Source organism: Sporosarcina sp. D27, from assembly GCF_000586555.1.
GTDB lineage: Bacteria > Bacillota > Bacilli > Bacillales_A > Planococcaceae > Sporosarcina.
This window is the reverse complement of sequence record NZ_AZUC01000059.1, coordinates 1-12,693: the sequence shown is the minus strand read 5'-3', so window position 1 is coordinate 12,693 and position 12,693 is coordinate 1. Positions and strand designations below refer to the sequence as shown.

General features: G+C 44.1%; 16 protein-coding genes and 1 riboswitch. Of the genes, 1 reads left to right on the top strand and 15 read right to left on the bottom strand.

Going from position 1 to position 12,693, the window contains the following annotated elements; translation table 11 throughout:
- Nucleotides 1–67 precede the first annotated feature (67 nt).
- The 8 genes from N693_RS0115895 to N693_RS0115860 form a co-directional block, all read right to left on the bottom strand.
- A complete protein-coding gene (locus tag N693_RS0115895; protein ID WP_025785819.1) occupies nt 68–1,294 on the bottom strand; it encodes a DUF819 domain-containing protein in 1,227 nt (408 codons plus the stop codon).
- Nucleotides 1,294–2,304: a dipeptidase gene (locus N693_RS0115890; RefSeq protein WP_025785818.1), complete on the bottom strand. Its 1,011-nt coding sequence runs from the start codon at nt 2,302–2,304 to the stop codon at nt 1,294–1,296. Before N693_RS0115890 ends, N693_RS0115895 begins: the two co-directional genes overlap by 1 nt.
- Before the next feature lie 126 nt (nt 2,305–2,430).
- Complete coding sequence (locus N693_RS0115885; RefSeq protein WP_037593543.1) at nt 2,431–2,775, bottom strand: antibiotic biosynthesis monooxygenase; 345 nt, start codon at nt 2,773–2,775, stop codon at nt 2,431–2,433.
- A gap of 497 nt (nt 2,776–3,272) precedes the next feature.
- Entirely contained in the window at nt 3,273–3,623 is a 351-nt protein-coding gene (locus N693_RS0115880) for an antibiotic biosynthesis monooxygenase (RefSeq protein ID WP_051508762.1), read from the bottom strand.
- Complete coding sequence (locus N693_RS0115875) at nt 3,620–4,039, bottom strand: hypothetical protein (RefSeq protein WP_025785815.1); 420 nt, start codon at nt 4,037–4,039, stop codon at nt 3,620–3,622. The genes N693_RS0115880 and N693_RS0115875 overlap by 4 nt, the downstream gene beginning before the upstream one ends.
- Nucleotides 4,002–4,820 (bottom strand): ABC transporter ATP-binding protein, encoded by an 819-nt coding sequence (locus tag N693_RS0115870; protein WP_025785814.1) that lies wholly within the window; start codon nt 4,818–4,820, stop codon nt 4,002–4,004. The genes N693_RS0115875 and N693_RS0115870 overlap by 38 nt, the downstream gene beginning before the upstream one ends.
- Nucleotides 4,807–5,847, bottom strand: a complete 1,041-nt coding sequence (locus N693_RS0115865) for an iron ABC transporter permease (RefSeq protein WP_025785813.1) — start codon at nt 5,845–5,847, stop codon at nt 4,807–4,809. The genes N693_RS0115870 and N693_RS0115865 overlap by 14 nt, the downstream gene beginning before the upstream one ends.
- Nucleotides 5,844–6,848 carry an ABC transporter substrate-binding protein gene (locus tag N693_RS0115860; protein WP_025785812.1) on the bottom strand — a complete coding sequence of 335 codons (1,005 nt, stop codon included), beginning with the start codon at nt 6,846–6,848 and terminating at the stop codon, nt 5,844–5,846. Before N693_RS0115860 ends, N693_RS0115865 begins: the two co-directional genes overlap by 4 nt.
- Before the next feature lie 574 nt (nt 6,849–7,422).
- A riboswitch (SAM riboswitch) is annotated at nt 7,423–7,520 on the top strand.
- 76 nt (nt 7,521–7,596) lie between these two features.
- Between N693_RS0115860 and N693_RS0115850 the strand changes: the two genes are divergently transcribed.
- The gene (locus N693_RS0115850) at nt 7,597–7,884 is read left to right on the top strand and encodes a hypothetical protein (RefSeq protein WP_025785811.1); all 288 of its coding nucleotides are present in this window, start codon (nt 7,597–7,599) and stop codon (nt 7,882–7,884) included.
- A gap of 57 nt (nt 7,885–7,941) precedes the next feature.
- Here N693_RS0115850 and N693_RS0115845 read toward each other — a convergent pair whose 3' ends face one another.
- The 7 genes from N693_RS0115845 to N693_RS0115815 form a co-directional block, all read right to left on the bottom strand.
- Nucleotides 7,942–8,826 (bottom strand): DMT family transporter, encoded by an 885-nt coding sequence (locus N693_RS0115845; RefSeq protein WP_025785810.1) that lies wholly within the window; start codon nt 8,824–8,826, stop codon nt 7,942–7,944.
- A 62-nt stretch (nt 8,827–8,888) separates the two neighbouring features.
- Nucleotides 8,889–9,665, bottom strand: coding sequence for a sulfite exporter TauE/SafE family protein (locus tag N693_RS0115840; RefSeq protein WP_025785809.1), 777 nt, complete (start codon nt 9,663–9,665; stop codon nt 8,889–8,891).
- 60 nt (nt 9,666–9,725) lie between these two features.
- The gene (locus N693_RS0115835) at nt 9,726–9,953 is read right to left on the bottom strand and encodes a sulfurtransferase TusA family protein (protein WP_025785808.1); all 228 of its coding nucleotides are present in this window, start codon (nt 9,951–9,953) and stop codon (nt 9,726–9,728) included.
- An 18-nt stretch (nt 9,954–9,971) separates the two neighbouring features.
- The gene (locus tag N693_RS0115830; protein WP_025785807.1) at nt 9,972–11,093 is read right to left on the bottom strand and encodes an MBL fold metallo-hydrolase; all 1,122 of its coding nucleotides are present in this window, start codon (nt 11,091–11,093) and stop codon (nt 9,972–9,974) included.
- A 33-nt stretch (nt 11,094–11,126) separates the two neighbouring features.
- Nucleotides 11,127–11,522 carry a DsrE/DsrF/DrsH-like family protein gene (locus N693_RS0115825; RefSeq protein WP_025785806.1) on the bottom strand — a complete coding sequence of 132 codons (396 nt, stop codon included), beginning with the start codon at nt 11,520–11,522 and terminating at the stop codon, nt 11,127–11,129.
- A complete protein-coding gene (locus N693_RS0115820; protein ID WP_025785805.1) occupies nt 11,519–12,091 on the bottom strand; it encodes a sulfurtransferase TusA family protein in 573 nt (190 codons plus the stop codon). The genes N693_RS0115825 and N693_RS0115820 overlap by 4 nt, the downstream gene beginning before the upstream one ends.
- 39 nt (nt 12,092–12,130) lie before the next feature.
- Nucleotides 12,131–12,427 (bottom strand): rhodanese-like domain-containing protein, encoded by a 297-nt coding sequence (locus N693_RS0115815; protein WP_025785804.1) that lies wholly within the window; start codon nt 12,425–12,427, stop codon nt 12,131–12,133.
- Nucleotides 12,428–12,693 lie beyond the last annotated feature (266 nt).

The window sequence follows — 12,693 nt, the reverse complement described above, 5'->3', positions numbered from 1 at the left end:
ACGCTTTGCGCAGAAGGCAAAGCGTTTTTTTGATATAGACATGTATCGGTGACATTTCGGATACTACTTAAATTAAAGTTGAAAACCAAAGCCCTAGCACCGTACCGATGTAATTCCCAATAATATAGCCAAGAGTTCCAACCACTAATATTGGGCCAATCAAGTCTTTCCACCCTTTTGCGATTGCTAATGCTGCGGCAGTAGTTGGTCCACCAATGTTGGCATTACTAGCTAAAAGCGTATCTTCCAAATTAGCATTTAACAGTTTTCCTGCCGCTAACGAAACGACCATATTGACCATGACAATGATGAATACAAAAACGAGAAGCAGTGGAGCATTCTGTATGATTAATGGAATCGATGCCGGTATCCCGATGACCACAAAGAATAAGTAAATCAAAAATGTCCCGAACTCTTGGCTACCATTGATTTTTTCAAAATAAGATGGAAACAAAGCTAAAACGATAAACGTCACCGTGGTTAATACAAGGTATTTATCTCCTAAAATGGCATGTGCCAAGTTCATGATTCCTGAAACATTTTCACCCGAAGGAATTAGAATGCCAATAAAGTCTGCAAGTTTGAACGAAACGATAACAAGAAAGAAAGCTGTACCAATTGCCATTGCGATATCTTTTAACGATATGTCTTTTCTCTTCCAGAAACTTTCCGCTAATGTCTTCCCGTCCTCTTGCGTCACTCCGTTTTCCACCTGATCGATATGTGGTGTAGAATAACGTTTTCTAAAGAATCCAATCGTCGGGATCAGCATTAAAATGACAAAGTATATGGCCATCATGAGATTATCTGCGACGACTGTTGCAGATACGAGGTCACCGGGTGCTTCAAACTTACCAGCCATCGCTGCAAAGTTCACACCACCTCCAACGTAAGAAGCGCTAATCATCCCGCCGATTTTATCCAGATAGGGGATGTGATCTTTTAAAAGAAAGAAACTAATGATCGTTCCTGCTACGGTTCCGATTGAACTTAATAGGAATAACGCCAGCAACTTACCACTCTCTGTCCATATTTTTTTAATATTGACGTGGAAAAGTAAGAGCGGAATTGCAAGTGGGATAATGACACCCCACACCGCATCGTACACTGGAGATTTAGTGGGTATGATTCCTGTATTTGATAGAAAAATAGCGCCAACTAGCGCAATGATTGCTCCTGAAATCTTGGAGGCCCAACTGAAACGTTGTTCTAAATAGATACTGAGAGATGCCACTACGACAATGATTCCCCATAGTGTGAGCGTGTCGTCAGGCTGAATCAGAGTATTCGTCATTATGTACGCCTTCTTCCTACTATTAAATTGGTTATAAACCGCTCCGCATTTTTATGACTGATTGCTTCAATGTCATCTTGAGAATACCCACGTTGGCTCATCTGTTTCAAAAGTGCAGGAACTTTCGTAACATCTTCCAGCCCTACCGTTAAAATATCCATACCTCCACCTAGCGAGTGATCACTTAAGTAATCAAGAAAGTCGAACCCAAATGCAACATGATTGATCCCTGCAACGGATACTATGTGGTCGATGTGATCTATAAACCGGTCAACGTTAGGATGTTTTTCATCTACAAATTCACCATACGCATTCAGTCCGATTAATCCGTTTCGTTCAGAAATGATACGGATTTGATCATCCGTTAAATTCCGTTCATGATTACATATAGCACGTGCATTGCTATGCGAAGCGATGATGGGGGAAGTTGTGTTGTGGATGACATCCCAGAAACTTTGTTCATCCAGATGGGATACATCTATGAGAAAACCCGATTTTTCTGACTTTAAAAGTAAGTTCAGCCCTAGTGTAGTTACGCCGCGCGCTCTATCGATAGAAGGTGTGCCCGTCCCGCTCGCGAAAGCATTTTGTTCGTTCCAAGCCATGATGATGTGTTGAATATTTTTTTCTTGCATGAATGAGAAGGCGGTATCGATAGTTTCATTTTTCGACTGGCTTATTAGCTGATCTAAGAAGGACAATCCTTCGATTCCTAGATAAACCTTGATTTTATTGTCTAACATAGTCTCTTCATGAATACCATTGAGTGGCTGAATATCCGCGTGCTTTGACTCTATTAAGTCTGCTTCAACGTACTTAATAAGCTCATGAAAACGCTCTAGTGGTTGATGAGAAAAAATAGGTTCCGTCCAAAACACACATATAATTGAACTCACGCCCCCCTTTTTCAGTGCTGGATAATGAATTCTGTCAAAAACGTTCGTCTCGCCGCGCGATCTTCGGAAGGCGATGTCCGTAAACAAATCTGAATGCAAGTCGAAAATTTTCATAGAATCCCCCCTTTATAAGTATTCTAATATATTGGAATTTATACAGTATATCATATTTTTCTGTAGATACTTTTACTCTTCCATAAAAAAAAGCTTTGCACGAGGCAAAGCTTCTTGAATCTATTTTTATTTTGATGGTAAATGTTGAACCATTGTGACGTACGTAGATAATTCAGTACCAAGAATCGGATTATGCGGTGGTGTACCAGTTTGGTTCTTCTCTTGTTCAGCGCGAATCTTCGCCTTTTCGATTGCACGCTTTTGGCGCCACTCTGTGAAGTATTTTTCGTCTTCCCAAGTCGTGCAAACATGGAGCTCATCATGAACTTCGGTATCTTCCTTCAGCCACACTTCCATACGAACAAATCCAGGAAATGTATGGACGGATTTAGGTATCGCGAAGCGTTCCGCAACTTCGGCTCCTTTTCCTTTTTCGATACGAATCACGTTCACTGCTGTCATCTGGCTCATACGAGCGCCTCCTTTGTAGTTGGCAAATCCACTTTTGTACATGGATATTGTGATCTATAGTGTCTCATACATATGACTTCTAACTAAAGCATACGCCTGCCTGAATCCCCAGACAACTTTCCCGCCACTGAAATAGGGAATTCCCTCAGCTGAAACTTGTCCTGTTTCGGATTAATTCTGCAATCATGCCTATTGTTGCCTATACCTACTGCCACGATAATCGGATCCATCTTACCGATTCTCACAAACATCGGGATCGCCCAGCCTTAATCAAGCGAAGCGCACCAAATTAATCCCTTAAAGCTGTTGAATTGTGTTCCGTTATCGACAAACTTCTGGAAGTGTCGGAGAAATTGGCCGATGTGATGGAGAAACTTCCGTCCTTGACGGAGAAAAATCTCTCCGTGTCTGACAAACAATTAGAACTGTCGGAGAACCCTTGATAGGTTCACTAAAAAAACGCTTCATCCACAGGCAAAGCGTTCTCGTTTCTTCTATTATACTTCCACGGCTGGCAAGTGCTGAACAAGTGTTACACAGGTTGATAACTTCGCACCAAGAATCGGATTCGATTTAGGTTTCACTGTCGTTCCAGGCTCTTGAATGGACTGCCCGTGCGCTTTATCATTCTCACGACTTTTCAACCAATCTTTGAAATACTTTTCATCTTCCCACGTCGTACAGATGTGTAATTCATCGTGATCTTCGATGTTCTCTTTCATCCACACTTCCATCCTTACAAATCCAGGGAATGTATGGACTGACTTCGGTTTGGCAAACCGAGCAGCCACTTCCTGGGCTCTTCCTTTTTCAATACTAATCGCGTTCACTGCTGTCATTTGGCTCATACCAACGTCTCCTTTTTTGCTAATAAATACTCAAGTACCGGACGGGCGGCCACCCCACCGCGTTCCGCATGACGAAGCAGTGGAATGCCGTGTGCCCCTTTCGCGTCAATCATTAATGGATACCGCTCTATCAGACTGCGTACGATTGCCAAATCCCCTAGCATTGCTGCTGAAAAGATATCCATTCGCGCATCATTTGCCAGCAGCAGCTCTGCAATTTCCCGATTCCCAGTATGAGCTGCAGCGCCTAGACCACTTTCCCAGTCATCTCCGCCCCAGTTCATGACACTATTCACAAGTGCAGGCTCCACTGCAATTAGGGCTTTTACTTCCGACAAATTCCCATGAGCCGCGATTATAAACTCCCTTACCAACGCATTATCCAGTTGCCCCTTCTTTTCGCCTTCCTGTCGCATATACCTCATCCCTTTGCAATTTAGTAGGTGTGAAAAAGCACATTCCATTCTTCGTAAATATTTCCGCATCGATTTCAAAAATTGACTGAAACATTTCCTTACATAAAACACACTGCGGGATTCCGTCAAATCGAATACAGCCATCTTTCAATACAACGAGTCGGTCGCTGTAGCGTGCAGCTTGATTAATATCATGCAGCACCATTACGATGGTCATTCCAAATGTTGCGTTCAGTTCTTTCACCAGCTCCATCACTTCCAGTTGATGAGCAATGTCCAAATAGGTCGTGGGTTCATCCAACAACAAGACTTTCGGACGTTGGGCAACTGCCATGGCAATCCAGGCCCGTTGCCGTTCGCCTCCTGATAAAGAGTTCAGTAGCCGATTGCGAAATGATTTCATATGCGTTACTTCAAGTGACCATTCAGTCACTTCTCGATCTTCTGCAGAGAATCTCCCAGACCGATTACGATGGGGGTGGCGGCCGAATTCCACAAGCTCCCCAACCGTTAAATCGAGCTGATGGTCTTGCATTTGAGGTAGCATCGCCAATGTTTTGGCGACATCTTTTGTATCCATCTGCACTATTCGTTGCCCGTCCAAAATGACATCACCTGCGTCAGGTGTCAGCAATCTCGAAATGACTCTCAAAAACGTTGATTTTCCGGAACCATTCGGCCCTATTAGACTGACAATCTCCCCTTTAGGAATGTGCAAATTGATATCTTTCAAGCTAAATGTTTCCGACTGGCGATGCGACAATTCTTTAGCTGTCAGCAAACGAATCCCTCCGTTTCTGGATTAAATACAAGAAGAACGGACCACCCAAGAAGGAAAGTAATATTCCAACCGGCAATTCAATTGGACTAAACACCGTTCGTGCAACAGTGTCTGCCACTACAACAAGCAATGCACCGCCTAGTGCAGAAGCAGGTAATAGAAAACGATGATCTCCTCCCACAAGTGAACGCATAATATGAGGGACCACAAGACCCACAAATCCGATCAACCCCGAAACACTAACCGCAATTCCAGCAAGCAATGTACTCAATACGATCAAGTAAAAGCGGCTACGCTCGACTTTATGTCCAAGCAGCTTTGCGACCTCGTCTCCCAACCGTAAAATCCGAATATGAGGTATCGCAAAAATAGCTAGGACTAGCGCCGCAAATGCATACCAGATAATTGTTTCGAACTGCACCCAACCAGCACCTGCAATTCCACCAGCCAACCAAGGCAATACGGATTGTACGCGGTCACTATAAAGAAGCATAAGCGCACTCATACATGCCCCAATGACAGCATTCACTGCAACACCAACTAGGATAATCCTGACCGCGGAAGTCCCACCACGCCAAGACATTGCGTAAATTACAAGTGCTGTCACAAGTGCTCCGAGAAATGCAGCAGCAGGCAAAAGCATAATATACGCTGGGAACAAGATCATGATAGCTGTTGCCGCAAGTCCTGCACCGGACGAAACGCCAATTATCCCTGGATCAGCTAGTGGATTCCTCATAATCCCTTGCAAAATGGAACCTGATGCTGCTAAACACATGCCTACGATAAGGCCGATCAGCAGCCGAGGAAGCCTCAGTTCCCATACGATTCGACGTTCAAGTGTGTCTGCCGAATTGAATAAACCATTCATAATTTCAGTGAACGAAAACGAAACGGATCCGATCATCAAACTCGCGGCTGCCGCAATAACAAGCAGCACAGCAGCTCCTATTAGGACCGTAGTTCGGCGCTTTGCCAGCGGATGACTGACGGTTCTTTCGTTCTCTTGTTCATTAACCGCAATCATTTAGACTTAGCTTCTTTCAAACTGTCATTCATCACTTGAAGTGCATCTGCTATCTTTGTTCCAGGATTTGTACCAAATAAATGCGATGGCAATACTGTCACCTTTCCATTTTTTACAGCGTCTAAATTTTTCCACGCTGGATTCTTTTCCATTTCTCCTTCAAACGCTGTTTTCACGGCTTCCGGATCTCTGTGTGTAATCAGCATGACCGCTTCAGGATTACGCTCAATAATCTTTTCAGTACTTAAGCTTGCATACTGCGGATACTTTTCTTCTTGTGGAAAATCTGAAGCAATGTTTTCACCGCCAGCACGTTCAAGCAAGTCGCCAGACAATGAATTCGGAAGAGCGACTAAGTAGGATCCAGGAGCTCCATAAACAAGAAGCGTTTTAACACCGCTTTCCCCTTCAGCTCCCGCGAGTGCATCCAATTGTTCATTCAGCCCAGCAATTACTTTTTGTGATTCATCGGATTTTCCTAACATCGTTCCAAACATCTCGATTGTTTGTAAAATGTCCTCAACAGAGTTTGCTTGTGTGTACACGACTTTCGTTCCTTGTGCTTCAAGATTAGCTGCGTGCTGTTTGAAACTTGGCGACGCAATCAGCACTTCGGGATGGACTTCTGCAATTTTTTCAAAGTTCGGTTGATGAGGATTTCCGATTTCTTGAATGTCTTTCAACTCTGCTGCTGGTACTCCTTGAGATGAAGGACGGCCAACCACGTTTGCATCGAGCGAAAGCAACATATCTAAATCTCCACTGCTGAGTGTCGCAATGGATGTGGGCGCTTCTTCAAATGTTATCTTCTGACCTGTCGCATCCGTAATCTCTATCTTTTCATTCTCATTTGCTTTGTCTGATTGAGAAGTTTTCGCTCCTGCCGTTTCAGTAGAAGGCGCTTTTTCTACAGATCTATCATCACTACTATTAGCACCACCACACGCGGCAAGCACTGTCATACAAACACTTAATACTAATACCACTATAAATTTCTTCAATTTGACTTCCCCCTTTTTAATTGAGAATCGCTCTCAATGAACAGAGTATAATCGATAATGAGAATCATTGTCAATTAAATTATCAGAATTGGTACTAAGGTTTTACTAGATGTCTTTATGAGTCACTCCATCCTGCAACAAGCACAGCACTACCAATTAATCCCTTAAGCTGTTGAATTGTGTCCCGTTATCGAGAAACTTCGCTATGTGTCGGACAATTCTTGCGGCGTGATCGAGAAGTTTGCTGGAGTGTTGGACACTTACGACGAACTGTCGGACAACATGTGCGACAACACCTATAGCGGGCAGCCCTTCGCTCAACTAGCGAAGCGCTACCAATTAACCCCTAAAATCATGTGAGTTGTGTCTCGAATCCGATTAACTCCACGATGTTACCGATTCCTTTCAGGATAATGCCGATTGTTGCCAGCATGTTGCCCATAACTACTGACAAACTTCCGATAACCGTCCCAATCTTTCCGATTCCTCACGCCAGCCGGCCATTCCAACGCAGGGCATATTGCCCTGCCCAGCGCGATATGCTACACTTACTTTAACTAAATGAACGACTCTTTTCTTATCCAGAGAGACCGAGGGACTTGGCCCGATGACGTCTCAGCAACCTGCTCTCGCAAGGTGCTGCTGCCAACAGGGAAACCTGGCCGATGAGGAGAATTTGCGCTTAAGCAACTCTTCTCTGTTCGGGGGAAGAGTTTTTTGTTTGGCACATTTTTGAGGAGTGATCAAAATGGGCACGATTGAACGATTTACGGCACAAAAGGAACAGATTTTGCAGGAAGAACCACATAGCTCTGCAGGAACCATGAAGCGTCATCAAACGTTTGCACGTGTACAGCAGGAGATCGATTACTTCGACCAAGACGATTTACTTTCTAAAAAAGCGTTGCAAAAAGAACTGCAAGAGATTGCAGAATTGCAACGACAGGCTGATGAACTTGCACTGCAGATTCAAATACGCAAACAAAAGTTGCTCAAAGACACGTTCGGACCCGATGCGACTCAACTATTCAAATAACGCAAAAACCCTCTTCCCCACGAAAATTCGTGAGAAAGAGGGTTTTATTCATATCCACTACTCTTTTTTCCTTGCCAATTCTGCAGGTACATCTTCCCCGCCTCGATTGCGTAAAAACATGTAAAACGACGCGCCGAATATAATGAAATAACCAATGAAGCTATAGACATCCGGAATTTGTCCGAGCAACACAAAGCCAAGGATTGCAGAAAATACGACGGTAAAATAGTTGAACACTGAAATCTCTTTTGCAGGTGCGTATTTGTACGCAAGTGTAATTCCGAATTGCCCCACAGTCGCGAACACTCCTGCCGCGAGTAAATACACAGTCTGTTGTAAAGTCATGGGTTGATAGGTGATTATCACGAACGGCAATAGGACAACGGTCGTGAATGTCGAGAAGTAAAAAACGACGGTGTAAAACTGCTCACGACTTCCAAGTGCTCGTAATACTGTGTAAGCACCACCCGCAAATACTGCGGATAAAACACCAGCTGCATACGGAACAACATCGAGTGAAAACGACGGTTTGATGATGAACAACGTTCCGAGAAACGCGAGTAAAATACTATACCACTGAAATGGTTTTACATGCTCTTTCAAAAATATCGCCGCAAACACAATCGTGAAAAACGGGCTCATTTTGTTCAACATATCCGCATCTGCAAGTACTAGATGGTCAATCGCGTAGAAGTACAACACGATACCTATTGCGCCAAGTGCCGACCTCAACAATAGCAGACGTTGGTTTTCACGCTTTCCAAACAGTCTTTCTTTGAAATGAATGACGAAGAAAAATGCGATGATCATCGACACACCATTGCGGAAAATTGTTTTCTGCATCGTCGGGACGTCACCGGATAATTTCACGAATGCGGTCATAAGTGAAAAACCAAGTGCCGACGCTAATAATAATAAAATTCCTTTGTTGCGATTTGTCATAACAGCCTCCGATTGAAAAACAATACAAGTCGTAACTTATCATACACCGATAGCCGAATCAGTTATAATAAATCGCTCCAAATATTGATGGCAGTCGCTGAAATTAGCACCGCAAGAATCCATTTCAGCACTTTTGGATTCACTTTCTGCCCTAACTTCGCGCCTAGTGGTGCAGCAATGAGCGCTGCGACAATCAGGACAATTGCTGGTCCCCATAACACTTGCCCAGTCGCGATTTTGCCTGTCGCAGAACCGATCGAGGATATGAATGTGATTGCAAGTGATGAGGCAATCGTTATTCGAGTCGGGATTGCGAGGACCGTTAACATGATCGGTACGAGCACAAACGCTCCCCCCGCTCCAACAACTCCTGAAGCTATCCCAACGACAAAAGCGAGTCCCGCCGCTAGCCACTTTTTGAACGTCACTTCACTCGCTGGTCGATCCTCCACCTTTTTCCGTGGAATGAATAAAAGTACGGCGGCCACCACTGCAAGCCCTCCATACACCAGGTTGACCGATTGCTCTGACAACAAACTAGACCCAAGTCCCCCGATGAAACTTCCTACCAACACAGCTCCACCCATATAAAGGATGAGCGTCTTGTGCAGAAGTCCTGTTCCACGATATGCCCAAACTCCCGCAATCGTCGCAAAGAAGATCTCTACTGCACTGATTCCACTCACTTCATGGGCAGTCAACGCAGTTAATCCGAATAGAGGCGGGATGTACAAGAGCATCGGATATTTGACGATGGCGCCTCCTATACCGGCCATTCCGGATAAAAACGATCCGACAAACCCAATTAGAAATAAAATGACGATGAAACTGATACTCATCTCACAAACCTCCTTTCAAGAAAAAAAGGAGGCACACATGTCCCCCTTCTCATTTCAAACTTATCCTTTTTTAATGAAGAATGTATAAACATTGTCTGACTCTGTTTGCTCCAGCAGTTCATGTCCACCAGACTTTGTCCAAGCGGCCAAATCGGCTTTCGCACCTTTGTCAGTTGTCTTCACTTCAAGGATTTCTCCTGAGTTGACGTCTTTCATTGCATTGCGTGTTTTAACGATTGGCATCGGGCACGACAGCCCCGTTGCATCTAAAAAGTGATCTGCTTTCATTATAAAATTCCTCCTTAGTTATCGAACGGCACAACGATTCGGTCCAATTTCCATCTCGCGCTGTGTTTCAGCGTCTGGAGTGAGCACGCCCATATTGGTTTTTCGGATTTCCTGATAAGCATTTGGCTGTGGGGGTAAGTTTTCTGTTACGAGTTCACGAAATTCGTTTTCATCCTCAACTTGCAAGCCGTGGTTTTCTGAAAATAAAGTGCTTAGTTTCTTAGCTACGCTGCCGTCTGCATTCACTTCTTTCATTTCCATGAAGTGCGCTGGTAGCACGACGAGTTCCTCGGATAATTGTTCATAGCGATTGTAGAGTGTTGTTCGTAAGTCACCTACCCAATCATCCGCCATCCCTGCAAGATCAGGGCGCCCGATCGAATCAATGAACAAAATATCTCCAGTTAGTAAGTAAGACTCATCCACGACAAACGACGTCGATCCGCTCGTATGTCCTGGTGAGAATACCGCTTCTACTAAAGTTTTGCCGACTGTGACGCGAAGCCCATCTCCTAATTTGTGATAGTCAAAGACGACTTCCTCTGCATCTTGACTCGGCAAGTAATACGTCGCACCTGTTGCTTCTGCAATGACACGTCCTCCAGAAATATGATCGGCGTGCAAATGCGTATCGAAAACGTGCTCGATCGTTGCGCCCTTTTCTTTCGCGAAGTCGAGGAACAGATCTGTCATGCGCGTTGCGTCGATGACTGCTGCTTTGCCTGCGTCAATCACCATATAGGAGAGACACCCTTTGCCTAGACGAACGAATTGATAGAGTTCTCCACCACTTTTCAACGTGCCCACTTTCACAGGCTCCAAGTATTCACTCCAAGCTTTCATACCGCCTTCAAGATATGCAACGTCCATCCCCTCTTCAGAGAGCATTTCCGCTATCATTTGTGAGGAACCTTCTTTAGCACAGACGACTAGAATATCGCGGTCCTTAGGTAATTCTCCTTTGATTTCATCGACACCATCCAATAAATCGAAGTATGGAATATTCAAGTACTCGATAGATTCCCCTTCGATTTTCCAATCTACAAACGCATCTTCATTGCGCACGTCTAGGATGTAGAGCGGCTTTTTGTCGATACTGTATCTTGCAACTTCTACTGGTTTCATAATACGAACTGTCATGATTGCTACCCCTTTCTTTGATTAATCCTCTAGTTAAAACGTTAGTGTCACGTCTGCTTCTTTCGCGAACTCCAGGAAAGTTACTGCACCACCAACGTCGATACCATCTACAAAAGCATCCACTTCCAATCCCATAACGTCCATTGTCATTTGGCACGCAATGAATTTCACGCCCAGTTCTTGCGACATCGCAATCAATTCCGGAATGGATGGCACGTTTGCATTTTTGAACCCTTCTGCAAAATGCTCTTTCCCTTTAGGTAATGGAAGGTTTGCAGAAGCTTGTTTGTGAATCAAGTTCAACCCTTCAAACGTGAAGAAGATTGTTACTTCGTGTTCGCTTGCTGCCGCTGCAGTGGCGATATTAAATACTTTGTATGCGTCAAAAAGTTCTCCATTTGCTGCGATAATTGCTGTCCGTGTAGTCATGATTTCAGTTCCCCTTTTTTTGTTTGTTTTGTCCACTCGGTCATGCCAGGCACGACATTGTATAGGTTTTTGAATCCGTTTTCTGCTAGTTGGATCCCTGCGATTCCACTTCTTCTGCCTGTTTGACAAATGAGATATATGTCTTCGCTTTTGTTCAATTCATGCATTTGTGATTCTTTTTCGCTTAAAGGAATATGAAGTGCGCCTGGAAAATGCCCTTCATGGTATTCCCGCTCTTCCCGCACATCAACGATTGTGAGTGATTTGTCTTCATCTACTTTTTTTACAAAAGTCTTCAAATCCATTACAGGAATTCCTTCTTTTACTTCGATCTGAGCACTATCTTTTTTCAAGAAGTGATGCAGCACATCAGCTTCTGTTTCAGTTCCTAGATAGGCATGTCCGGAACTCGCTGCCCACGCTTTTATATCAGCCGTAGAACCTTTGTCAGTCGCTAATACTTCCAGTACGTCCCCTGGTGATAAACCCTGGATTGCTTTTCGCGTACGCACGATCGGCATCGGGCATGCAAGCCCTTTTGCATCTAGGATATGAGCAGTTTCCATCATACGATCGCCTCCTTTTTTGATCTATAAAAGCAAATGTAGTTATTCCACAGACCCGTCCCAAGCCATCATTCCGCCTACCATGTTAGTTGCTTGGTAACCGTGATCTTCAAGAATTTGCACGGCGCGACCACTTCGTCCACCCGAACGACACACCATAATGTAGGGTGTTACTTTATCTAAGTCTTGTAATTTGAATTCAAGAAGACCCAGTGGAATGTGTGTGATTCCAGGAATTTTGCCACTTTCAACTTCTTCGGTTTCACGCACGTCAATCAAATGAATAGGTTGCTTATCAGCTAGTAGCCGCTGTACTTCTTGAGGTGTTATTTCTTTCATCGCAATTTTCCGCCTCCCAATTACCCCTCGGGGTATAATTTCAGATAAAAATATATGCAGGTTCGAATACCCTGTACCGTATATTACACAGAGTATCTTTGATTGTCAAAGAACTTGTTTCACCTGATTAGTAAATTAGATTCGTAGCATTTGCGGAGAGGGTAAGGTTATGAGCACTTTCCATGATTTATGAGCACTATCTCAGCTTTATGAGCACTTCCCCTGGTTTATGAGCGGAATCTTAACTTTATGAGCACTTTCCGTGA

What these genes read in the sequence shown, in the direction of transcription:
- N693_RS0115895 (WP_025785819.1), bottom strand. Translation starts at nt 1,294, where the DNA reads ATGACGAATACTCTGATTCAGCCTGACGACACGCTCACACTATGGGGA.
- N693_RS0115890 (WP_025785818.1), bottom strand. Translation starts at nt 2,304, where the DNA reads ATGAAAATTTTCGACTTGCATTCAGATTTGTTTACGGACATCGCCTTC.
- N693_RS0115885 (WP_037593543.1), bottom strand. Translation starts at nt 2,775, where the DNA reads ATGAGCCAGATGACAGCAGTGAACGTGATTCGTATCGAAAAAGGAAAA.
- N693_RS0115880 (WP_051508762.1), bottom strand. Translation starts at nt 3,623, where the DNA reads ATGAGCCAAATGACAGCAGTGAACGCGATTAGTATTGAAAAAGGAAGA.
- N693_RS0115875 (WP_025785815.1), bottom strand. Translation starts at nt 4,039, where the DNA reads ATGCGACAGGAAGGCGAAAAGAAGGGGCAACTGGATAATGCGTTGGTA.
- N693_RS0115865 (WP_025785813.1), bottom strand. Translation starts at nt 5,847, where the DNA reads ATGATTGCGGTTAATGAACAAGAGAACGAAAGAACCGTCAGTCATCCG.
- N693_RS0115850 (WP_025785811.1), top strand. Translation starts at nt 7,597, where the DNA reads ATGGGCACGATTGAACGATTTACGGCACAAAAGGAACAGATTTTGCAG.
- N693_RS0115845 (WP_025785810.1), bottom strand. Translation starts at nt 8,826, where the DNA reads ATGACAAATCGCAACAAAGGAATTTTATTATTATTAGCGTCGGCACTT.
- N693_RS0115840 (WP_025785809.1), bottom strand. Translation starts at nt 9,665, where the DNA reads ATGAGTATCAGTTTCATCGTCATTTTATTTCTAATTGGGTTTGTCGGA.
- N693_RS0115835 (WP_025785808.1), bottom strand. Translation starts at nt 9,953, where the DNA reads ATGAAAGCAGATCACTTTTTAGATGCAACGGGGCTGTCGTGCCCGATG.
- N693_RS0115830 (WP_025785807.1), bottom strand. Translation starts at nt 11,093, where the DNA reads ATGACAGTTCGTATTATGAAACCAGTAGAAGTTGCAAGATACAGTATC.
- N693_RS0115825 (WP_025785806.1), bottom strand. Translation starts at nt 11,522, where the DNA reads ATGACTACACGGACAGCAATTATCGCAGCAAATGGAGAACTTTTTGAC.
- N693_RS0115820 (WP_025785805.1), bottom strand. Translation starts at nt 12,091, where the DNA reads ATGATGGAAACTGCTCATATCCTAGATGCAAAAGGGCTTGCATGCCCG.
- N693_RS0115815 (WP_025785804.1), bottom strand. Translation starts at nt 12,427, where the DNA reads ATGAAAGAAATAACACCTCAAGAAGTACAGCGGCTACTAGCTGATAAG.